This is a genomic window from Promicromonospora umidemergens (genome assembly GCF_024171995.1).
In the GTDB taxonomy this organism is placed as follows: Bacteria; Actinomycetota; Actinomycetes; order Actinomycetales; family Cellulomonadaceae; genus Promicromonospora; species Promicromonospora umidemergens.
Genome location: NZ_JAMTCT010000005.1, coordinates 357,207 through 379,103, shown reverse-complemented (window position 1 = coordinate 379,103; position 21,897 = coordinate 357,207). Strand labels below are relative to the sequence as shown.

The window sequence follows — 21,897 nt, the reverse complement described above, 5'->3', positions numbered from 1 at the left end:
CGCGCACGCCGGCCTCGTAGAGGCCATCGCAGCGAACCTGCCCGGCGCGGTCTGGCAACGCTGCCGCACGCACTACGCGGCGAACCTGATGAGCATCACGCCCAAGAGCCTGTGGCCCGCGGTCAAAGCAATGCTGCACAGCGTTTACGACCAGCCCGACGCCGCAAGCGTGCAGGCCCAGTTCGACCGCCTGCTGGACTACGTGACCGACAAGCTGCCCGCCGTCGCTGAGCACCTCGATGCCGCCCGCGCGGACATCCTCGCGTTCACCGGCTTCCCGAAGGACGTGTGGTCCCAGATCTGGTCGAACAACCCGACCGAACGCCTCAACCGCGAGATCCGTCGCCGCACCGACTCAGTGGGCATCTTCCCCAACAGGAACGCGATCGTCCGCCTCGTCGGCGCCGTGCTCGCCGAGCAGACCGACGAATGGGCCGAAGGACGCCGCTACCTCGGCCTCGAAGTCCTGACCCGCTGCCGCCAGAACCCCACCACAGGAACGGAGGTCAACACCGTCCTCGAACTCAGCGCCTGACCCCACAAGGATCACCGAGCGCTACACCACTACCCGGGACTTGACCCCGCTTCGCGAAGTTTCGACGGGTGAAGGCGCCGGCTCTTGCGGCTCCGAGATGCTCATAGGTCTCCCAGCGCTCGATCTACACGAACTGGTTAAATCTACGAAGCGGCTCAGTGCTCGCGGTAGACCAACGCGGGTGAACTTCCTGTCTTAACTGAGCGTGCGTGGGCGATGGGCCGCGGCCATGAGGCCGGTCGCTTCGCGCCAGCGGAGTCCCCCGCCGCTTGCTGTAGAGACAAACCACTTGTACCACCCTCATGTGGTGGCGATCGCTCCGCACTATGTCCGGTTGCCCGCAGCATCGCGGCGGCGGTCGGCCATCGTCCGGCCCAACCGCACTAGGAGGACGTCGGCGCACGTCCGCCGTTCCGCTGATCGCGCAGATTGCACCACCGTCGCCGAGGACTGACCCCGCAGCGGCCGAGCCATGGCTGAGAACTGGAAGTTGCCACCCATCGGAGTGCCATTTTGGATCGGGCTGGGCTTGCTGTGGCCGGAACCACCGGCGACAGTGAAGTTGGGGCTCCGACGGCTGCAACGCGCGGTGTCACTCCGGCTGAATAAACAACGGGCGATACCAGGGCCATCCCTCCGGATGGTCGTATCGAGTCCATCCGAGCGACGCCCAGAACTCGTCGGCCGATTCGCTGAATGCCACCAGGACGCGGTCCGTGTGCCGCACCGCGAGTTGCCGAACGAACTGGGTGCCGATCCCAGAACCTCGATGGCTCGTGGCTACCTCGATGAATTGGACCTCGAGGGCTCGAATTCCCAGTGCCGGCACACCAACGTACTCGCCGAAGTCAACCATATGGTCCAGCTCGGCTCGGGCCACCTCGACCCCATCCACACTGCCGCTGACGTACGTGTACTTGGCGCTCCAAGTCTTCAGTTCGTTCCACCACTGAGGGTTGAATCGTTCGTCACCCTCGAACGGCACCCATAGGCGTCCGCCGCTGGGGCTGTGTCGGCGATCGGTCAGTTCCAGGTCCATGTAGGAAGGATGCCAGGCAGGAGGCGGAGGTCATACGATCATCGCGAACCCAGCTGGTGGTCGAAGATCGGACGCAGTGCCTCACGCAGCGTCCGATGGGCACCGTCGTCCAGGCCTCCGACAGGCTGGCGGAATGTCTCGCGTGTAAGCGTATTGCCCAACGGGTTCGGTGACCTGCCACGTAGCACAACATCGATTCCTGGGAACTGATGCGCGGTGGGGTCGTAGAAAGAATCGCCGCGCTCCAGCCACGCGTGGCCGTAAAATCTATGGTCCTGCCCAATAACGAGCATCCAACCGCCATGGCCCATTTCAGCGAGAAATTGCCCTGCGGCCTTTGACGCAATCTGACACATGCTTGTGGGCCAATCCCCCTCAGGGAACGGCAAGCCAAGGGAAGTCATATGCGGGAGCGTGCGGTCGAGGGCATTGAGGACGTCCGTCAGGCTAGTGCAAATTCTCTGCTCGTATAGCGTCATGAGCGGAGCCTGCCGACATACCAGGCGTTGCGTCTCGGTCTGATTCGCAGGGGTGGTGTCCATCACGGTCGGCCTAACTGAACGTCTGCTCAAGGGCAGCGCCACGTCAGTGTTAAACCTGCAGTCAGTGAGACGGCTGTCTCGCGGCCTTGCGTTCGTGCTGCGGGCTGGAACCGTGACGGAGCGTCCGCTCCTGTCGCCACGGGGCTGGTATCGGTTGCGCCCATCAGACCACGATGGTGGCAGACGTCTCCCATCACCCCAAAGCGAAGTACTTCTCTGTGTGATCTCCGGGTGGTGATCGTCCGACCTGGTCAAACCCATTCTGGCTGGTCAGAGCTCCGGACGCATCGCCGGGCTCCCGTATCCAGACGTCGCTGGACGTCCCTCAGCGTACCAAAACGTGCCATAAGCGTGCCGCGATCACCCCCTTCGGGGCCGACGCCCGGAACGTGGCACGGTTCAGCTCTCTGACCTGCTCGAACACGTGGGAACGTGGCACGAATTGGCAGCTGACCTGGGACTTCACTACACATCAGGCTGCGGGCGACTGCTCCGGCGGGCTCACCACGCTTGGCTCAAGAGCGCGAGGAGCGGGGCCTCCCTACCGCAGCAGGGATGGGCGATGTCGATCGACCGCCTATCGTTGGCGCCGGTGGTGGGCGCAACCACGCCAGATGATTTCCGGTCGCCGCCCACGAAAGGCCGTCCCCCTCTCGGGAGACGGCCTTTCACGTGCACTCCAGCTGCGGCGCTAGCGCGGGGAGCAACGGCGCCACTGCTCCCACAGCAGGTTAGGCACCAAATCCTCGATCACGAGCCCGCAGCCTGCCCCGAACCGGCAGGTCAGGCATAGCGGACACGCCGACCGTTCTAAGCGAGGTCTAAGAAGGATTTGACTCTAGGTAGGCAAGGATGCGGTGCATCGCACGGATCGCCTGTATGGCGTCGGGCTGCTCAACTCGTGTGCCACCCTCATGGACGGCGACATGGCGCTTCCCGTACAGAGCAGCACCCGCAGTCGTGACATCAGCGGGAGCGTCATCAAGCCGACGCTTCACATCGGGCCCACGTCCGCCACACGCCGTCTCGACAGCGAGCCGCGCGGAGAGCACGGCCTCCCGATAGCGGCTCCTGTCGAAGTGCGACTGCGCGGTGCGCGCGTGCGCCTCGGGCGCGGACTCTTCTATCAGCACGCGGAATGCATCCCGGTACGCAGTGTCGGGTGTCGGACCAAGCAAGTAGGTAAGTTCGGCACCGTCTTTGAAGAGCGCCACGTCGTATGAGTCTGTAGCCGCGCCTCCGGAAACCAGCACGTAGTCGTCGAAGCGATCCTTCTCATAGAGGTTCGCCATGCGTGTATTGGCGCCTGTGAATTGCGGGCTATTGAGGAATGTCAGCAGGTGGTCCTGGTTCTTGCCGTACATCTCGATCTTCCGGCCGGTGACCTTCTGCCGAAGACGCAGGCCAAGGGCCCCATCCTCGGTGGAGTATTCCTCGATGTATGCCCACACAGAGGTCGGAGGGGATGCGACGTCCGCCGTGACGATGTGGACCTTCACCGAGAATCTCTCAAACGCCACAGCAATCTCTTGATCGCTTTGCCTCACGATCGGCGCAGAGACGGCGATGTGCTCCGCACGACTCCGCGGCTCAACGAGGCCGCCTCCATGCGCGTAGCAGTCCTGCAACAGGTTCGACAGCGGCGCGATTGACCTGAACGTCTGCTTGTCCGTCAGAACCCGCACGAGCCGTTTGGTCGACTTCTCACGAAGGCGGAGATCAGGGATGCCGACCGCATTCTCGAACCGCTCGATGTAGCACTTGACGACGCCGGAACTCTGGACGCTACGAGCAGTCACCTTCGCTGCCCGAGCAGCGCGTCGCGCCTTCGAGCTTGATGGGCTCATCCCAGTGCCTCAGCTTTCGGCTTGGTGGTCAGGATGATCCGCAGGCTATCTGAGAACGGGCGCTGTCACTTGCCCGGCATACCAAGCACGAGTCCTCGCGCGCCACCCCGCTGAACTCACTCGACGCTGGACATCCCGGGACTGCTGCGCACATGCGGCGTCGGCCACGCACACCGCTCCCTGAGCAACGCCGACCTGGCGCGGACCCACTACCTGCTCATCCCATTCCTGACCGCGCAGGTGGGTGGGCTGAGGATGGCGGCGTAACTTGTCGAGGTCATGCCCGGCGCGTGCAGCCAAGGCCAGCAGGTCATCAGCCAGCACGACGAAAAGCCAGAACTCGGGCACCTTCAGGTCGACTCGGCTTGTCTGTCGGTGGCGGATGGTTGGATATGGGATATGCCCGTTTACGCCGACCAGATCCGCCCGGCCAAGCTCGTCCTCGCCGCTCTGTCGACGATGGTCCTGGAAGACCTCGGCCCGCAGGGCGGCATCTCCTGGTGGAGGGACCTGGACGCACCGCGATCCATCCTCATCGCGGACTACTTGGTCGGCCTGACACACTCCACCGCATCGAACCTCGAGCAAACCGTCATGCACCGCGACAAGCTCAAGTCCGCGTGGACCACTGAAGGCATGAGGCTCGGCGCACGGATTCGAGCCGGTCAGGGAAAGCCCGAGATGCTCAGCCAGTTGACTGACCAGGACCAGAACCGATCGGTCGAAATTGATGCGCACCTGTCCGGTTTCTTTCGTGCAACCGGTAGCGTGCTAGACACACTTGTCGGACTCATCGTCGGCACGGCCGGGCTGGCCACACCACTTGTGCGCGCCGACTGGGCCATAGTCCGCAAGAGCGCCGACGAGAAGAAGGTCAAGACCTTACTCACGGGCACCGACGGCGGGCGCAGGGCTCAGCTCGACCTCTTGGAGAGGGTTCGTGTTCTTGCGGCCGATGGTGGCGATTGGCTCGACTGGACGCTTGATTTCCGGAACACCCAGGTCCACCGAGCCACCCGGACAACGCTCATGATGCGCGACCCCAAACGCGCAACGGGCATCGTGAACCCACTGCCCCGCCACCCAGCTCAGACCGAAGGTGAGAGCCTCGCCATCACCTATTCGCGGGCAATAGAAGAGGCCATGCTGACCGAAGATGCCCTCGATACGCTCAACTTCATTTTCCACCACCTGCACGGACTCACCGTCCAGGTGACCAGGCTCTGCGTCAACGTCTGGCAGACCCGCCGCGACGACCCTGTACTCATCGCTCAACCTTCCAAGCAGTGGCCGAAGCTGCTTCAAGGAGACCAGCGACACTTCGCAGGAGCGGTACCGGATGGACGACTCCCTCGCGGAAACACGATGCTGGTCGGCCCGGAGGGAGCCATGCGCCTGCAGAGGGGTCTCTTCCTCGACGAGCACCGCCGCACGTGGCAGCGGTGGCTTAACGAGGATGCTGAAGAGTCGCAGGCTTCGTCACCGAAGTAGGAGTTACACACTGGTCGATGTCTGCGACCAGGCGGGCCAGCCGCGAGGTTTTCGATGCCACCTCTAACGACGCAGTGTCGTCCTGACCGGAGTCCTGGGTGCCGTCGGCTATGGTCGCCAGCCCCGCGCCGTGCCATTCACGGAAGCTGTCTGGACCGTCGTCGACGCCGACATCCCGCGGTGCCCGAGGTCGAGGCCCCCGCCGAGTCCGCGGTATATATCGGGACACCGATGCATGATGCCCGCTCCTTGCGTTCCGGGTACACCGCTGGACTTGCACGTGCGGTTGCTGCAGGCGCATCCGCTTCACACAGCGCGCAGAAAAGCATTGAATCACTCGGGACCGGGCGCGATGCCGTAGAGCGGATCCATTCGCACCAAACGCATCACGAGGGGTTCATATCCGCGCACCACAACGCGCCCCAATGCCTTCAATGTCCACACGAGGATGAGGCGGTCCTTCGACTCGTAGACGCGCCTCAATCGCTCAGGCGTGTCCTTGCTCATCCCAACATGCACGCCGCCCTCATCGTGGGCGACATGACGCACCAGCCATTTCAGAGTGATCTCCGGTGAACCCAACGAGAACAGTGGTGTCCCGAGCAGATCGTGGTGCGATCCTCGACGTGTCCACGACTCGTCGATCAACTTTTCGGCCTCATCACCGAGGTTGAGCGCTGTCACGGCCACGGGGTCCAGCTCCCACTGCAAACTCCCGGACGCCCTGACCTCGTGCCCGTATGCGACGAACCACCGGAACTCTGGAGAGAATCCCACGAGCTTCGCCGCCCTTGGCCCCAGGGGTGAGCTGTCGGTCAAGAGCCGCCGAAGCAAACCTGCGGCCTGCCCCACGTCATACTCGGGCGCGTTGAGCCGTGTGCGCACCCGAAGATCCTCGACAGTGTCAACAAATGCGCGGGTCAGCCGAATCTCTTGGTAGGTCGCGACCATGACTCAAACTGTCACGGTTCAGTGCGGATCGGTCCAGGATGAATATCTGCAGTGGACGGCCGGCGCAACAACTCAGATTGCGGTCGACGGGACGCGCCGGCCCGCCCTGCTGCCGCTCGCGCGCAGCGACTACGCGAAAGCCCTCCCACTTCGGCTCGAACCTGCACCCACCAGCAGCGCGTTCCGTCGTGGAATCCGCTTGGCCGCGCAAGCGAGAGCCGCCTGTGCTATCGCAGCCAACTCGGAGAGCAGCGTCTCTGACAGGGTCCTACGGTCGCTCCTTCCCGCACGACACATGCCGACCTCGACGCAGCGGCGGCTGGACGGACGATCGCTACGCCACGAGTTGATCGCGGATGATCGTCTTCGCGTACCGCCGGATCGGGATGGCAACGTCCGGAAACTCCCCTCTCTCGACGTGGTGGAGATAGTTGGACGCGGCGGTGAGCACGGCAACCGCTCCGGTGTAGGTGCTGAGCACGTCGGCGAACTCGGTCTGCACCCTGGCAACGACTGCGGGCTGGAGGATCGCGGAACACAGGAGGTGTGCAGCGTCGTACCCGGCGGGTGCCCATCCCAAGTTCTCCCAGTCCAGGATCACTAGCTCGGGTGCCGTGATGTTCCCGAAGTGCAGGTCGCCGTGGGACATGGTCATCTCCACGTGCTCGGGATCGATGTTCGCGCCGAACAAGGCCAGGAAGTAGTTCCGGAAGGATTCTTCGCAGGGGTCGGCGGCCACGCGTTTGGTAGTGGTGACGCGCTTCAGTGGCTCCAGACCGCTGCGGAGTGCGTGCCACCAGGAGTCGGACAGGTCGGGGTAGTGGTCGAGGACGAGGCCTGTGCCAATCGCCTTCTGGCTGACGTAGGTGAGCAGGTCGGCGCGGAGGATGAGGCCGCCGTCGGTCCAGACGACGGAGCGTAGATGACGCGGCATCGGGATGTCGTCGAAGGGGGGCCGGTTGCTGTGGCAATGCCGTCCCACATGGTGTCGCTGTCGGTCCAACGTGGCTGCTCGGAAGTGAGCCTGAGCCAGGCCAGCCAGGAGACGGGTGCGGCGATGGTGCGGTCGTAGAGACCGTGCACGGTCTCGCCCTCGATCGCCACGTCGAGTCGGGACATCAAGCCCTGGTTCGCGGAGATGGAGCCGCGAGGCGATACGCACCAGCCAGCGTGGGTTTCTGAGATGCTCGCGAGCTACTTCGCTCCAGCGCTGACGGAACAGCCTCGGTCCTGATCGGAGCGGCGGGTTCGTCGCCGCGTCAGCGCGCCGACCGAGCCACGCTTGCACGGTGTAAACCGTGGAAGGTGCCCTGACCTGCACAGACACCCCTCGAAAGTACCCTCGTGGGCATCCCACGGGCATTCGAGGCTGGTGTGCTGAATCATGAGGACAGAGTCCCACGCTGGTCCAGCGCCCGCGCCGTCATCACCCTGTCCTGCAGCGTCGACCCCAAAGCCATCCGAGCGGATGGCGATCCAGAGCTTCGCAGCACCCGGCATCACCAACGAGAACCCCGTCATCGGTGCCGCGGTCCTCGTACAGGATCGAGAAGAGTGGCCGCTGCCGGAGCGCTTTGGTCCGAAACCAGATAACGAGCTCAACTACCTACTCGAACCGCCGGCCCCCTGCATGCGGCGCTCGCACACGGGACTCGGTGGGAGACCTCGGCAACTCTCGGAGAAACACCGCTGACCTCGGACTATCCCGGAATCTGGCGGTTGCTCGTGAGTCGATACTACCGCGGAACTTCGGGGAAACTCGTGGGTTCTCGGTCTCTCAAGTGGTGAGTTTCTGGTGAGCACCGGCCAGTTCGCGGCCTTGGACCTCCTCCTTGCACCCTATGGATGTCGCACCGCGCCCCGGGAGCCACGGCGGTACCTCAGATCGTCTCGCGGCTCACTTCGATGGCATGGACCTGGCCAAGAGCGGGATGCTCGTCCACGCCGACGGCATTCCAAGAAACAGGCACGGCTGGACCACTCGTGTCTTCTTCCGTGAGCCTGGTCAGTCTCCACGGTTCGTGCGGCGCAGGAGCGAGTACGGCCAGCTCGCCGTCGATGTTGTCCGACTCCAGCAGTCGCAGAAGGTGGCCCGGCTCGGCGAACCCCACGCGTGGTGAGACGAGCTGAGCCGGACCGACATCGACGCGCCAGCCGCAGATACTCAGCTCGAATTCTTCCTGCAGGATCTGCATGGGGTTCTGCGTGGCGATGAAACGCCCCATGTCAGCTGGCAAGCTGCCGTCCTCGCTGATCCGCAGCGAGACCCTCAACCACTCCGGGACCAGGACACAGGTGCCTTCGATCACCAGGCGGGCCAGGCGCGCCTGAACCCGGTCGTACGTCGTGTACGAGGCCGGCATGCGCTTGCGCACTCCCAGGTGCCTTTCGATGGCAGCGAGGTCTTCGACGAACTGATCGATCGCCTCAAGCGCATCTTCGTCGGGGTCCTCGAATCGGTCGATGGTGAACGCCGCGGCGACCTCACCATCACGTCGAATGACGACTTCCCCGGCGTCGCGGCAGATCGACCTTCGCAGTCGCAGCGCCTCGACGGCGTCGGACACCATCAGGCCGTCCACGCTCAGATGGACTTCAGCACCGCCCGGTTCTCCGGCACGGCGCGGAAGCAGATAGCGGATCGTGAGCCCGCCGTAGAAAGTCAACTCCAGGGTCCCGCCTTCGAAACCGCCGCCGACGTGGGTCACGACCCCGTCGTGCTCTCCGAGCACACCGTTTGCGGCTCGCAGCTCGATCGAGAACCGGTCCTCGGGCCGCGGGCGCTTCGTCGCCGCGAGAGCCAGCATCCTCGGGCCGCCGATGCTGAAGAACTCGGGCCCGGTCACCTTTGAGACCACGACCGGGACCTGGACGGGCTCGCCCACGCCATACCCGATCGACCGCCGAAAGGCCGCCCGGTCCTCCTCCGAGGCTGTCTCGGGGTCGAGGGAGAACGTAGCGACGATCGGGCTCTTCTCGGACGCATCCGGGGACTTCGGCCGGAGCGTCATCGTCGTAACGCCGTTCTCGATGCGAAAGTCTGGTGCCCAGTACAGGTCCATGTCGGCGCCGCGAGCTGCCAGCAGCCGGACGCGCTCGGCGAGGTCGTCCGCGTCCTTGATGACCGCCGTCGTCAGCTGGTACTCGCCGGCTGCGTCGAGGACCGTGTCACGTTCGAGATAACGCCGCACGTCGTCGTGCTCAGCAAGCAGTACATCCAGGCCGACTTGATCGAGAATCTCGATCAGCGGCCCTGTCTCACCGCCCAACCCCTCGACGAACGACCTGTCCCCCGGTGTCAGCTTGCAGGGCACGACCAAGACCCATCGCTGGGGGCGGTGGCGCGCTGCCTGGTCGAAGGAATCGCGGATGTGCCGCTTCCTGCTCGACACCCCCAGCCCGCGGTCCGGGTAGTACTTGAACTGGTAGATCGTCAGCTCCCCCAGCGCCGTCGTGACCTGGAAGTCGATCCCGGCGTCACCACCGCGGCCATCGGGCGAGAGCGCAGTCGCTCCAGGCACTGCGCCCCACTTCGCCCAAAGAAGCCTCTCGACAGCCATGTCGAACCGCCCTTGGCCTACCCGCCGCCAGTCGATCACGAGCACGACGCTACCCGCGGTGACTGACACGACAGGCCCTGGCGTCCCACCATCAGGGATCTCGGCGCCGCAGAGCTAGCTTGCGGCGCAGATCAGCGTGACTGCTGACCGGCGACGTCGAACTTCGGGTGTGGAGATCGGTTGCGATCGACGGGCAGAATTGCCTCTTCGGTCCGAATGAGGTCGCCCTCCGACCACGTGATCAATCTGCGGATCGATCGGTTGCCGTCGCCCTTCTTGCGTGGACGTGCACCTGTGCTGTGCCGGTCGTTCGCGAGCTTGCGTCTGGCCCGCGCCCGCAGGACGTCGAGACGAGGAGTGTTCAACCCATCAACGATCGGAGCGCAATGTTCAGGGACTACAAGGTCAGCAGCCACTGGGCGGACGACGACCCCGCGTGGATCAAGTCCCTCGTTTCCTCGCTCGACCGGCGCCACGGTGCCAGCAGCATCATGCCCCTCACGAGTGTCGTGGACGAGATCGCCGCCTGGGTCGACATGGCGAGCGGCGAGGAAGCGTGGGCCAAGCGCACCAACCACGGATACCTGCGTCTTGAACTCGACAGGTCGACCGGCGCGCTCGGTGCGGCTGTCCGCGCGGTGGTCTCGGCACCCCTGTCGCGGTTCGAGGCCGCCTTCACGCAGTTGGTAACCAGCCCGAGGACTGTGCTCGTTCATGCGCCAGGTTCACGTACCGATGCAGTGTGGACGGACCTGGCCAGCAGCGCGAAGGACCTCTTGACCACGCTCGAGGCCGACGGTGCGACCACTGCCAGCTGGGACGACCTCGTGACCGCAGCACGCGACCGCTCACTGTCGGCGCGCCAGTACCGGCCGATTGCAGACCTTCTGTTCGACCAACTGCAGCGACGCGGACACGACTCCGAGTCGATCTTCAACACTCTCGCCTCCCTGGTCGCCTACGGGCCGGAAGCAGAGGAAAGCCCGCTTCACCATCTGGATGTCCCGACCGAAGACCGGATCGCACGGGCACGTGTCACGGTGAGCAGCCCGGCGGAGGTCGAACCGACCGTGGTGTGGCTCGGGTACCAGGGTCATGCCTGGCTGACCCTCAGTGCTGGACGCGTGTCATTCATGGATGCGCAGTGGCACGTCCCGAACGCACGGCCGGATGGCCAAGGCTTCGACCACAAACCTGAGCTGTGGGATCTGGTGAAGGACGGCTACCAGTTCAAGGTGGCGAAACTGGTCGACGAGGAGTCCGACGTAGAGCTCCTGGTGCGCGTTGACCTCGGAGAGACAACGGCGGCCGGCGCGGTGAAGCGTGCCACCGACATGGTCGAGACGATCCTGAACGTCTCGATCCACAGTTCCGGCGGTATTCACCCCAACCTGGTTCAGCACGCCGTCCTGCGGTCCGGCCGCCAAGCAGCGTGGGGTTCCGTAATCTCGCGTCGGGAGACCGGCTTCCCAAACGACAGCTACGGTGCACACCTGACCGGCGAAGCGGTCGAGAGGCACGGGCCGCGCATCGCACAAGCCCTTAGCCGGGACGAACTCCCCCGCTACCTAGCCGCCGCGATCGAGGTACAGGTGATCGCCGACCATCCCTTCAGCCGCGACATGGCCCTCCGCAAGCCGTCCGAGGCCGACATCCGAAGCATCGTCCCGCTCGCCGACCGGGTGGTGCAGCACGTCGCAGCACACGCCGCCATGAGTCCTGACGACACCTTCACGGAGCTGCGGCAGCACTGGCCGCACACCAGATGGACCGTAGACGTGCAGAACGCGGTCGGCATGTGTCTCCTCGGTGGAAGCACACAGCCACAACTGACACAAGACCTCAGCAGGGACTGGTTCGCGACAAGCCCGTCACGCCCCTGGGTTCTCTTCGTCGCCGACCGCACCGGCCAACTGCTCTCGGTCTGCCAGGTGGAACACGAACGAGCGTGGATCACCCGGATGCTGCGCAGCGTCACGGACGCCGCCGTCTACGCCGAACTCGTCCAGGAATACACGGCTGAGGCCGAGATGCTGGAAGGGAGGCGAAAGCGAGTGCGCAACGGCTTGGTCCATGGCAATCCCACGAGCTTCGCGATGGTGAAGTCCGTGCGGGAATACGCCAGCTTCCTCAGCAGCAGCGCACTCTGGCGGGGGCTGGAGTCCTACATCGAGGTGGTCGACCCTCGCACCGCCCTGACCTCGCTAACTCCGGAAGCCGCCGCGATGCGATCTAGTCAGGATGCCGCCACGTATTGGCGCAACCGGATAGCCAGCCAGCCCTCCTCCTGAGTCCCGCCCAGCCCAGCCCAGCGTTGCGTTGCGTTGCGTTGCGTGATTGGACAGTTTCGACCACTCCCCGACCCGTCACCCGAGCCTCGATGACCGCGGTCGCCGGCGGTCCAGCGCACTGACGTGGGCTACGGGACGTCCAGATCGCCGCACACGCCTACCATCGGTGCTGTGGATCAACTTCAGGACGGTGTGCCTGTGGCTGTATATCGCCACCTGCCCAGGAGTCCAAGGCTCAAGGACCCTTTGCCTCCAGTCTACGAGGGCACCGTGTACCACTACACAAGCCTTGCCGGCGTACACGGGCTCATCGGGTCCAAGGTTGCATGGGCGTCCTCCGTGCAGGACCTGAACGATCCGAGCGAGCGGCTTTACGGATGGGATGTCATACGTGGGCGCTTCGCCAGCCACCGACCGCCGGGATCATCGCACGCGATCGGCGAGCTGGAGACGATCCTTGAACAGGCCGATGAGCCGGGCGATTGGTATCCACAAGCGTTCGTCCTCTCAGCTTCCATGGTCGCGGACAGCCTCACCCAGTACCGCCTCTACGGACAATGTCAGGTTGCGTTCGCCGGAGGGACCTGGGACGCCAGTCCCCCCAACGGCCACCGACAGCTACGGGATCTTATGGCTGGATGGCGACCGGTCTTGTACGGTCCCGCCGCCGCGATGGATTACGTCGACCGGATGCTCGCAGCCGCGGCCTCCATCATGGACTCTGTCGCCCCGGAGGATTACACGGACGAGACTCTGGTCGCGATGTTTGCGCTTGAAGTCCTGGCCCTGCATATCAAGAACCCAGCCTACGAGGACGAGCGCGAGGTGCGCTTGGTCTTCTCTACCGACGACAATCTGAAGGTACGCGTCGGCGACAATCGGTTGATCACCTACCTCGAAGCACGGCCAGTCCACGATGACGGCCTAAACCACCATGCCGAACCCGAACTCGTGGAAGCCGTGCGACTAGGCCCGCTCGCGGGTGGCAAACGCAGTGCCGCGGCTATTCGCATCCATCACCAAAACAGCACTGGCGACCCCCGCCGATTCTTTGGAAGCGATGAGCGAAAACTTGAAGTCGCTTTGAGCGAGACGCCATACCGAGGTTAAGCCAGCCAGCCCAGAGACCATCGACTCGTAGGCAAAGCGGCTATGGGGATTTGGGCTGGCACACCCACCTGAGTGGACAATGGGTGGACCGAATTACAACCGCAAACCTCTGGACCTAATCGGCCAAGAAATCGACGCCACGATAAGTCGGTGGGATTCGGGCGGAAGCCCTGAATCACCAGGGCGAACGGCTGCTCGCCGACTACATCGTACCGGATTCCATCGGGTTGGTACCAGACTCATTCGGGCGCCAAATAGATGGGTGGGTCAAGACCTGAATCTCTCGTGCTACATCCACGCCCGGCGCAGGTGCGCGCTCGGCAGCCCGACGCCCGCAGGCTCTGGGCGATCGAGGGCGAGCACCGCGGCGCTCCTGATCGTGCCTATCGTCCTCGTCGCCAAACTGACGATCGCCGAGTCACCGTGAAAGGCAACCCCGACTCCCTACCGCAACTCCAGGTCCGACTGACGAATGTCGATGCCGTCGTATCCGGATGTCTCCAACACTTCCGCGAGCCACGTCCTTGCCTCGTCAAAGTCGTTCCTCGGGCTGACGTAGACCGCCTGAATCGGCAGCAGGCTGTAGCCGGCTTGGAAGACCGCTGGCTCGTGGTGATCCCAGTCGGTCGCGAAGCGATCTGCGCCTGTCGCACCAGTCAGACGGAGGATCTTCCTTTCACCGACCTGTTGGATCCCACCGCTGACGTGGGAGCGGGAGAGGGCGTAGCGAATCTCGTCCTCGAACGAAAAGATCTCGTTCTTGATCGTCGCGGCAGCGCTCGTGTAAATGCTGCTAAGCCGATCACGCAAGAACTGCGTTCCGTCGAAATCTTCGTCGCTCCAGCCCGGTTGGCCGACTGCCCACTCCTGGATGAAGCCCCACAGTCCTCGCTCGGCGGCGGTGAGCTGCCGCTCCTCGCCGTAGTGCATCGAGAGCCACCTCAAAGGGAGCTCATCGTGGAAGGTGAATGACTCTTCGCGCGCCTGCCCCACGACGGGCAGCCTCACGCCTTTCGGGATTCCGATCGAGTAGCCGTCCTTGCCGCCATACTCCTCCCACTGCTTCTTGATGTCACCGTTGCGGGAGAAGCAGCAGGCGAAGGCACTACCGACGAACAGGTCGCTGCTCGCCCGCTCGACCCACTCTCCGATCTCGTCCCAGTCGTAGCCCGGCTCGTCTCGGGGATCCCACTCGTCGACCAGCTTGGCCCAGGCGCGAGCTACCACCTGGTTGCCGTTCTTGAGTTCACCCTTGTCGCAGAACCCCTCGACGTCCATTCCCCAGAAGGCATGCTGCGTCAGGATAGATTCGGTGGTCTTCCGGTCCCGGTAGTGCCACACGAGCTCTCCGTCATCGACGGAGGAGTCCTCGTCAGGGCTGGTGGAGTCGTCTGGCTCGTCCTGTCCATTTAGGTCGCCAAGCCGCACGTTGGGCATGTCTCAGAACTTAGTGCTTGAGCCAGCAGGCAACCAGGCCGACGATCGCCAGCCGTCTCCGAGTTGGCGCAGGACTGTTCAGTACCCGATGGCGCGCCGGTCGAACGAGCGGCGCGTGCGCGTGCGCTCGGATCTTGCCCTGCACCCGACCCAGCCGTAGAACCGACACCGAGAACTTCGAAGCTAGAAATCAGCCGTGGGAGCGTCCACAGCTAGTGCTGGGTTGCCCAGCGGGTGCGTCGTGGCATCGAAGAACCGGGGCTGGAGCCCACGGAACTGATCGTAGAGTTCCGCCTTGCGCCGCTGCACCGCCGCTTCTCCCCCAGGGCGGACAGAAAAGGCAATGCGCCTTCCTGCCGTATGCCCGACGCGGAGCGCGTCACGAATGTGCTTGTCTTGAATCGACAGTGAGTGGCCGAACACAACGATGTCGCCGGCGTCGGCAGTTAGTGCATTGAGGCAATGACTCAAGTACGGAGAACGGCGAATGGTCCGCAACTTCTCCTCGGATGTACCCTCGGACACAAACAGTGGCCTGATCTGAGAATCTGGGCGGTATTGAGATGCAATCTGGCGAAGACTCCGACCCTCTCGACTGGCCCACTTTCCGTTTACCCCGTCATCGTCCTGCCACAGGTGGATCGCACCATGGAGGTAGTAAAAGGTTGTCCGCGCAAACAAGCCTGGGTTGAACCTGAGCTCGTCCTGGCCCGAGAACAGATCCGTCGTACCCTGCAGATGCTGGCGATCCCCACTCATCAGGGACCAGTAGATGAGCAGGTCGTAGTTAGTCGTGAAGACCGCTGAGTGAAACTTCAATGCATCCGCTACGACGGTGGCACACTCGTCACTAAGGAGCCCCCATTCCATGTGTGCATCGTTGACGACGTTGAACAGACTGTCCCGAATCTCGTCGTAAAGCGCGCCCACCGCGTCAACCGGCTTTCTCAGTGCTTGAAGGACCACTCGCGCGTGCTGGATGTACTCAAGCGCCGTCTCGAAGTTGGTACCAACCGGCCCGAATATATGTCGTGCTGAGACACTGAGGGTCGCCTTCTCAAACAGGCTGTCGTACCCGAAGGCTGGCCAAATGTTCATGCTCGCACCGTTACCCAACAGGAGCGTGGGCCAACTGCCGTCCGAACTCAAGTCCGACCAGCTCTCCAGTTCAGCGTCGATTGCCGTCACGCTACCGAGCGTACTGAGCGTTGCTGCCACCCTCAGCCGATGAGCGGGTGAAGAGGCCACCAATCCAGGAGCGCACCGACTCGGCAGCCTGAATACGCCGCCTCCGACGGCGGGCCGACCGCGACGTCAGCGGTACGTACAGCATATGTGCGCGGCTTGCCGATCAACGTGGCGCCGAGCAACGCCCGGTGGAGCACAGACCGTCGAGTCGCCGAACGAGGTTTCAGTCCCGCTGCCACGGGGGCACATTAGAAACCCCGTCGGGAACCCATTGTCGCGGATGCCTACCCTCGGTGGTATACGCAAGCGGATCCTCCCCGACTCGCTTTGCGAGGGCGGCAGCGAATGCCAGACGATCGACGACATAGTCCTCGAATCCATCTTCGGTGACAATGTCGAATTCAAAGAGCCCGTCGACGTTCTTACTCTTTAGTTGCCGGACCACCGTCGCCCAACTTCGCTGTTGCACCTTATATTCTGAACTTGAAGCGTCAACGACGTACAGGGGACTTCCAATGAGGACAACGGGGAAGTGCAGACCAAACTCTGCCCATCCAGATCGCTGACCACCGGTCGGTGGTGCGACCCTGCCGCGCAGAGGTTCCTGGGATGCCAGTAGCGCCTTTGCGAGCGGATAGACCAGCTCAGTAAAAATTCCACTGTTCGAGGCACCCCACGCCCCTTGCCGCTCACGCTCAAGCCGCGTCAGCTGAGTCAGTCTAAAGTTGTCGTCTCCGTGTTGCACTGCGAGAGCGCGAAATCCCATCAGCCCCCAAGCAGGGAAATGAGACACCAGCATATTATCGCCCTGCATTTTCTCTGACCAGATCTCCTTGGTCGGGAGTGCATGCTGCCTTGGATTCTTCTCGAACCGCGCCTCGGGCATTGCGTAGCCGATCCCAGCGAACGGCAACGCGCTCTGCTTACACTCCACGAGAAACCGGGCCGTTACCGTGACTCGGGAACGCTCGTCGCACATTAGCTCCTTGTAGGAAAATACGTCTAGCTCACGGGATATGGTGGGAGTATCTGGATCTTGATACGCCCATCCGATGTGTGGTTCCATTCCGTTAGCAGCGAGCACCCTGAGTGCGTGGTGCTCCAGCAACCATCCAGCTCTTGTTACCGCGCTCAGCAGCTCTCCGTCATCTGGCCATTGCCCCATGCGTCGATGGTATGGCCAGGTCCGCCCGAATACGGCAGTTCGGGCATCCCGCCTTGGTCCGCTGTGCAGCTAGCCGCAACGCTGGACGAGTGTCGATCTGCCGGTGCCGGTGGGAATGGTGTCTCCGAGCAGCGGGACGCGGCGCTAATTCAAGAGCCCAGCTTTGACTCGTGCGCCGAGCATCCGGCGCGGTACGGTCCCGTGTGCTTCGCGAGCCGGGAGAATTAGGGTCCGCCGTCTGGTGCACGCCTCAGCCCAGGCCTGAAACACCGCCAGCCCGACGACGCCGTCCCCAACGGTGGAAGCAAGATGTCGTGGCGCTGATTGGGCTGGCCCGTCGACTCTCAGCGTAAGCCCATAGTGCTGCGTCGGAAGCTGGCGGCGAGGGAGAGCCCGGCTTCGTCTGAGCATTTCCAGCCCGCTGAATGCGCATTCCGACGTCGGCTGCGTTCAGCGCGACTACGATCGGCTCGACCCCCTGGCGCCCTCGGCTCCGTGGTCGCCGTGCCGACGCGGACAGCGCGGCAGCAAAGTCGCTCCCTCGGATGGCATGAGGATGGCCTGGTCGGCCTCGTGGAAACCTGGGACGATCCCCTGGTGGCGGGAAAGGGCGGGAAGCGCGGCCCGAAGCGGGCTGTGGCTCGGCCGCGGAAAGGACCAGCACATGGCACGACGGTGGCGGCGAACTCCCCGCACCCGAGTTCAGTCACGAAACAGGGCACCCGGAGTGACGCATCGGTCGGGGGCGAAGCCGCTGCCGCTCTGTGGACAGAGTCTCGCTCCGGGGCGACAGCTGGCCGCGGATTCCACTACCAGGATGCTGTAGGTGCATGGCTTTGTGGGCAGCTTCTAGACGGCTCACTCGATTTTGACCGCGTCGTGCCTGAGGGCGATGAGGACCTGTCATGCGAGGGACCCCAGAGCTGGGACGTACAGGTCAAGTCTCGCCAGGAACGCATCGGCGACTTCTCTGCATCCGAGGTCGCGGGACATCTGCTTGATATTGCAGAACGACGTGCGCGGCGGGAGGCGGCGGGTATCTCTGGCCAACCTGTCCTCGTGCTGGAACGCCCCGTAGACGGGGAGCTCTTCGCTCAGTGGGGCACACCGATTGACGCGCTGCCGAACGACCACGCCGTTTCTGTGGCTCTCCGCCGCCTGGGCTCCCGCCGAGGGCTGACCGATCCCGAGATTGAGTCGGTCGCTCGCTTGGTGAGCGTTTTCGTCCTTCCGTGGCGAGCCGCCGCGGAACAGGCGCGTGGGGCTGTCGCATCGCGTCACGGTTTGTTGCCGATGTCAGCCGAGCCCGTGGTCCTGGCGTTGAGGGACCAGATAGCGGCAAGGTCAGATGCCAACGCTGCTGCCACTCGCGCAAATCGCGAGGGGCTCGATCGCACGTCCATTGAGCGCGTCTGCGTCGAGGTCATAGGGATCCTGGATCAGCAGGCGCTCCAGGAAGCGCTGACGAACGAGTTGTGCGAACCAGCGGATTTCGACTCACCATTGGCAAGCCCGGGCTTCTACGAGGGCGTGGCTGTCCAGCCGGGTCACATCGCAGCAGGTTTGCCAACACCGCGCCCCGATGTCACCGGGCGAGTCGTGGCGGCCCTGGAGAGAGATACTTCCGTACTTGTGACGGGACCGTCCGGAGTCGGCAAGTCGACGGTGACGTGGGCTGCTGCCTATTCGACGCGCCACATCCTCTGGTACCGCGTCCGGCGGCTACGCGAGACAGACGTCAACGCGATCGTTCGCCTGGCACGCGCGTACCGCCCGTCAAGTCGGTCACCGGTCGGATTCGTCGTTGATGGTGTGGCCGCCGGTGCGCTCCAAGCCTGGGACCATCTGCGTGGCGAGCTCGCGACCGTCCCCCATGTCGTCCTACTCGGTTCCGTACGAACTGAAGATCTGCTGCTGCTGCGTAGCACTGCAGAGTCCACGACGATCGACGTCCGGCTCGACGAGGCGGTCGCGGCCCAGATCCACGCGGGTCTCCAGCGTTCCGGTGCTACAACGACCGCCCACTGGCGAGAGGCGTACGACGCGGCAAACGGTCTCACCCTGGAGTACACCCACCTCCTGACCAGAGGTCGGCGGCTACAGGACGTGCTGACCGAACAGGTCCACCGACGGGTCATAGAACAGCGAGACACGGAACTGAAGATCATCGCACTGGTCGCAACTGCTCACCGATGGGCAGTCGACCTGCCTATGCGAGCGGTCCAGCGGCAGATCGGTGCACCGGACTCAGATTTCCGAGAGGCTCTTGCGCGTCTCAACGAGGAGCACCTCGTGCACATCGACGGCACGCAACTGACCGGCCTGCACCAGCTGCGCTCCACGGCGTTGTCGGTGGCCGTCCACGACGTGCCGCCGCCGGCCCTCCAAGACTCTGTCGAGACGATCCTGGCAATGTTCGACGACGTGCAACTGCAGTCGTTCATCGTCGGGGTGCTGAGCGACGTTCCCACGCTCAGCGACTTCGTTGTCGCACGGTCCCTTGTGGAACTTGAACGCCGTAACACCCCAGAAGCTTGGACTGCGACGCTTCAGGCACTTCGAATAGTTGACTTCCAGCAGACCGCCAGCCGATGGTCATTGATCCTCGAGAAGCACGGTGTCCAGCCTGCACTCCGGTCGGTGACTCTCCAGCTTGCACTCCTCAAGAACAAGGCCGACCTCGATCTGAGGCCCGAGATCACCGCCGCGGTCTCCGAGATCGCTCCGGACTCGTCAGGCCCCTCACCCCTGCGAGACGAACTCGTCCACACCGCCGGCATCGCCGAGCTCTCGGACGTCCTCGCGACCTGCAGCGACGTACCGAGCGCGCTGAGACTCCTCGGGGTACTCGCAGGCACAAATCTCCGCCTGTCCGATGCGATCAGGCCCTGGCCCCAGGATTGCTCGCTTGTCGTGATGCTCACTGCGGCCTCAGCGGAACAGCTCGGCGATATCCTTGCCGCTGCGATGGATGTGTCGCTGGAGACTGCCGTGGCACTGTACGAAGCCGCTGGCGGACAAGAGTCCGTATTTAATCGGCTACGGGCCCACACACCGTTCCTTGTCGAGGTCAGCGTGGTGGAACGCGCCGACGAACTCGTTGGCTACGCCCGTCTGATGCACATTTCAAACCGCGCTATCCCCGACATCGATGCGGTGGTGCGCACCTTTGCGCGGATCATGCTGCGATGCCTCCCTCAGTGCCTCTCCGTCGACGTTCAGGCGCTCCTCCCAGGAGAGGTCCCCCTTCATATGGGCGACCTCACCAGCGGGATCAGTCAGCTCTCCCGCCGCTACGACCACGCGACAACCGCAGTCACCTGGAACCGCATGCGACCCCAGATCACAGCCCTTACCTCCGGTGCAATGCAACCGACAGAACGGGCACTGATCGCACGAACCCTCGTGGCCGACGCCTGCCGGTACCTGGACCGATTGACACGAGCCTGGTGCGTGTCTCGTGGTCGCCCTGAGGAGGCAGCTGAGATTGAGTCCCAGCGACAGGCCTTGCGATCGCGAGCCGAACAGTTAACACTGCCGATCGACCGTGCCGACCTGTTCAGCGTCGCCGCCGACGGGACAGCGCCAGCCCCCCGGAACGATGCCCTGCATACCCTGATCCAGGGCATCGTGGACAACCTCACGCCCGAACTACAGTCCCTCGACCCCGGCTGGGCCCGCTTGGTCGGGTTCACCGGAGACACACTCCGGAAACTCGCCGCACGCACAACGGAAGACGAGCGCTGGGACCTGATCGACGAGGCTGCACCGCTCGAGCTCCAGCAGATGGACGAGATGCTCGCCGACCTTCACGCAGTGCTTGCCGAGCTGGCTTGGGGCGATCTCACTCCCCCAGCAATTGTCTCCATAGCCCGTGAAGGTCCGTACAAGACTGCCCTGCACCGTGTAGCAGACCGTGCTCGGGATTCTGCCGCAGCACAACTCACGAAGAGGATCGAGCAGTTGCGGGCCGCCGCACACGATGAGGGGCTCGACATCCAGGTCTGGGTTCGTCCTATGGACGAACCTGCGGCCCACGAATGGCCTCCTGAGCAGATCGCCATCGGCGTGCGCCAGTCAGCTATACACGAGTGGGCCGAGTCTCTCGCAAAACTCACCGCCATACTCCAGACGTACGATCAGTCCTCTGACGGCGGTCGACCGCCAATCCTCTTGGTCCCACTTGTCGCCGGGCGTCCAGTGCGCGCCCTCGCACGCCAGATTCAGTTCTCTATTCTGCCCAATCCGGAACTCTTCGATACGTGGACCGAACAGCTCGGCCAGCCCCACGACACGCCACTCACCGACGCGGTGAGCGCAGCACACCAGGCGCTTCAAGGGCTGTCTGGTCTCGCCGCACTCACTGAACGGCGGCCGGATGTCACGTCCCTGCAGGAGTTCGCTGACCAGGAGCAGTCCCGGTTCCTAGCGGCATTTCACTCGATCACCGAACTGGACGACAGTCAGGTTGTCGACGCCGTCGCCCGCCACGTCGCTGCTCTTGGTGAGCGCGTTCAAGGAGAGTTCGACGAGCCGGTGGGCGTCTCCGACACTCTGGCCGCCGGTATCGCAACAGGCACTGTAACGGGTTCATCCGTCGACATGATGGACCTCGATCGACTCTTGACGATCAGCCTCCAATGGGACCTAGACCCAGAACTGGCGACGCGTCTCCTCAGCGACACGTGAGCGAGTACGCCAGGCGCGAGATTGCAGGTCCTCGGCCCATAGTCGATGACCG

General features: G+C 63.7%; 13 protein-coding genes. 5 read left to right on the top strand and 8 right to left on the bottom strand.

The genetic code is table 11. The annotated features are described in order from the left end of the window. On the top strand, window positions 1-535 hold a 535-nt coding region (locus APR04_RS11850; RefSeq protein WP_253870485.1), incomplete at its 5' end, for a transposase. 592 nt (window positions 536-1,127) lie between these two features. Here the strand turns inward: APR04_RS11850 and APR04_RS11845 are convergent. After that, window positions 1,128-1,574, bottom strand: coding sequence for a hypothetical protein (locus APR04_RS11845; protein ID WP_253870484.1), 447 nt, complete (start codon window positions 1,572-1,574; stop codon window positions 1,128-1,130). 1,363 nt (window positions 1,575-2,937) lie between these two features. Beyond that, a complete protein-coding gene (locus tag APR04_RS11840) occupies window positions 2,938-3,915 on the bottom strand; it encodes a hypothetical protein (protein ID WP_253870483.1) in 978 nt (325 codons plus the stop codon). A gap of 327 nt (window positions 3,916-4,242) precedes the next feature. Here APR04_RS11840 and APR04_RS11835 point away from each other — a divergent pair, with 327 nt between their 5' ends. Next, window positions 4,243-5,454 (top strand): hypothetical protein, encoded by a 1,212-nt coding sequence (locus APR04_RS11835; RefSeq protein ID WP_253870482.1) that lies wholly within the window; start codon window positions 4,243-4,245, stop codon window positions 5,452-5,454. Window positions 5,455-5,787: 333 nt separating this feature from the next. Here APR04_RS11835 and APR04_RS11830 read toward each other — a convergent pair whose 3' ends face one another. From APR04_RS11830 to APR04_RS11820, 3 genes are all read right to left on the bottom strand, one after another. Then, window positions 5,788-6,405 carry a hypothetical protein gene (locus tag APR04_RS11830; RefSeq protein ID WP_253870481.1) on the bottom strand — a complete coding sequence of 206 codons (618 nt, stop codon included), beginning with the start codon at window positions 6,403-6,405 and terminating at the stop codon, window positions 5,788-5,790. 334 nt (window positions 6,406-6,739) lie between these two features. Next, window positions 6,740-7,339: a phosphotransferase gene (locus tag APR04_RS11825; protein WP_253870480.1), complete on the bottom strand. Its 600-nt coding sequence runs from the start codon at window positions 7,337-7,339 to the stop codon at window positions 6,740-6,742. Between the two features lie 946 nt (window positions 7,340-8,285). Next, entirely contained in the window at window positions 8,286-10,004 is a 1,719-nt protein-coding gene (locus tag APR04_RS11820) for a hypothetical protein (RefSeq protein ID WP_253870479.1), read from the bottom strand. A 347-nt stretch (window positions 10,005-10,351) separates the two neighbouring features. Between APR04_RS11820 and APR04_RS11815 the strand changes: the two genes are divergently transcribed. Together APR04_RS11815 and APR04_RS11810 are read left to right on the top strand one after the other, a co-directional pair. Beyond that, window positions 10,352-12,256, top strand: coding sequence for a hypothetical protein (locus APR04_RS11815; protein ID WP_253870478.1), 1,905 nt, complete (start codon window positions 10,352-10,354; stop codon window positions 12,254-12,256). A 270-nt stretch (window positions 12,257-12,526) separates the two neighbouring features. Next, the gene (locus APR04_RS11810; RefSeq protein ID WP_253870476.1) at window positions 12,527-13,366 is read left to right on the top strand and encodes a hypothetical protein; all 840 of its coding nucleotides are present in this window, start codon (window positions 12,527-12,529) and stop codon (window positions 13,364-13,366) included. Window positions 13,367-13,810: 444 nt separating this feature from the next. Here the strand turns inward: APR04_RS11810 and APR04_RS11805 are convergent, their stop codons facing one another. From APR04_RS11805 to APR04_RS11795, 3 genes are all read right to left on the bottom strand, one after another. Beyond that, window positions 13,811-14,803 (bottom strand): hypothetical protein, encoded by a 993-nt coding sequence (locus APR04_RS11805; protein ID WP_253870474.1) that lies wholly within the window; start codon window positions 14,801-14,803, stop codon window positions 13,811-13,813. 183 nt (window positions 14,804-14,986) lie between these two features. After that, the gene (locus APR04_RS11800) at window positions 14,987-15,991 is read right to left on the bottom strand and encodes a DUF4917 family protein (RefSeq protein WP_253870472.1); all 1,005 of its coding nucleotides are present in this window, start codon (window positions 15,989-15,991) and stop codon (window positions 14,987-14,989) included. 223 nt (window positions 15,992-16,214) lie between these two features. Beyond that, window positions 16,215-17,156 carry a hypothetical protein gene (locus tag APR04_RS11795; RefSeq protein WP_253870470.1) on the bottom strand — a complete coding sequence of 314 codons (942 nt, stop codon included), beginning with the start codon at window positions 17,154-17,156 and terminating at the stop codon, window positions 16,215-16,217. 879 nt (window positions 17,157-18,035) lie between these two features. Here APR04_RS11795 and APR04_RS11790 point away from each other — a divergent pair. Then, the gene (locus tag APR04_RS11790) at window positions 18,036-21,845 is read left to right on the top strand and encodes a hypothetical protein (protein WP_253870468.1); all 3,810 of its coding nucleotides are present in this window, start codon (window positions 18,036-18,038) and stop codon (window positions 21,843-21,845) included. Window positions 21,846-21,897 lie beyond the last annotated feature (52 nt).

What these genes read in the sequence shown, in the direction of transcription:
- APR04_RS11845 (WP_253870484.1), bottom strand. Translation starts at nt 1,574, where the DNA reads ATGGACCTGGAACTGACCGATCGCCGACACAGCCCCAGCGGCGGACGC.
- APR04_RS11835 (WP_253870482.1), top strand. Translation starts at nt 4,243, where the DNA reads ATGCCCGGCGCGTGCAGCCAAGGCCAGCAGGTCATCAGCCAGCACGAC.
- APR04_RS11830 (WP_253870481.1), bottom strand. Translation starts at nt 6,405, where the DNA reads ATGGTCGCGACCTACCAAGAGATTCGGCTGACCCGCGCATTTGTTGAC.
- APR04_RS11825 (WP_253870480.1), bottom strand. Translation starts at nt 7,339, where the DNA reads ATGCCGCGTCATCTACGCTCCGTCGTCTGGACCGACGGCGGCCTCATC.
- APR04_RS11815 (WP_253870478.1), top strand. Translation starts at nt 10,352, where the DNA reads ATGTTCAGGGACTACAAGGTCAGCAGCCACTGGGCGGACGACGACCCC.
- APR04_RS11805 (WP_253870474.1), bottom strand. Translation starts at nt 14,803, where the DNA reads ATGCCCAACGTGCGGCTTGGCGACCTAAATGGACAGGACGAGCCAGAC.
- APR04_RS11795 (WP_253870470.1), bottom strand. Translation starts at nt 17,156, where the DNA reads ATGGGGCAATGGCCAGATGACGGAGAGCTGCTGAGCGCGGTAACAAGA.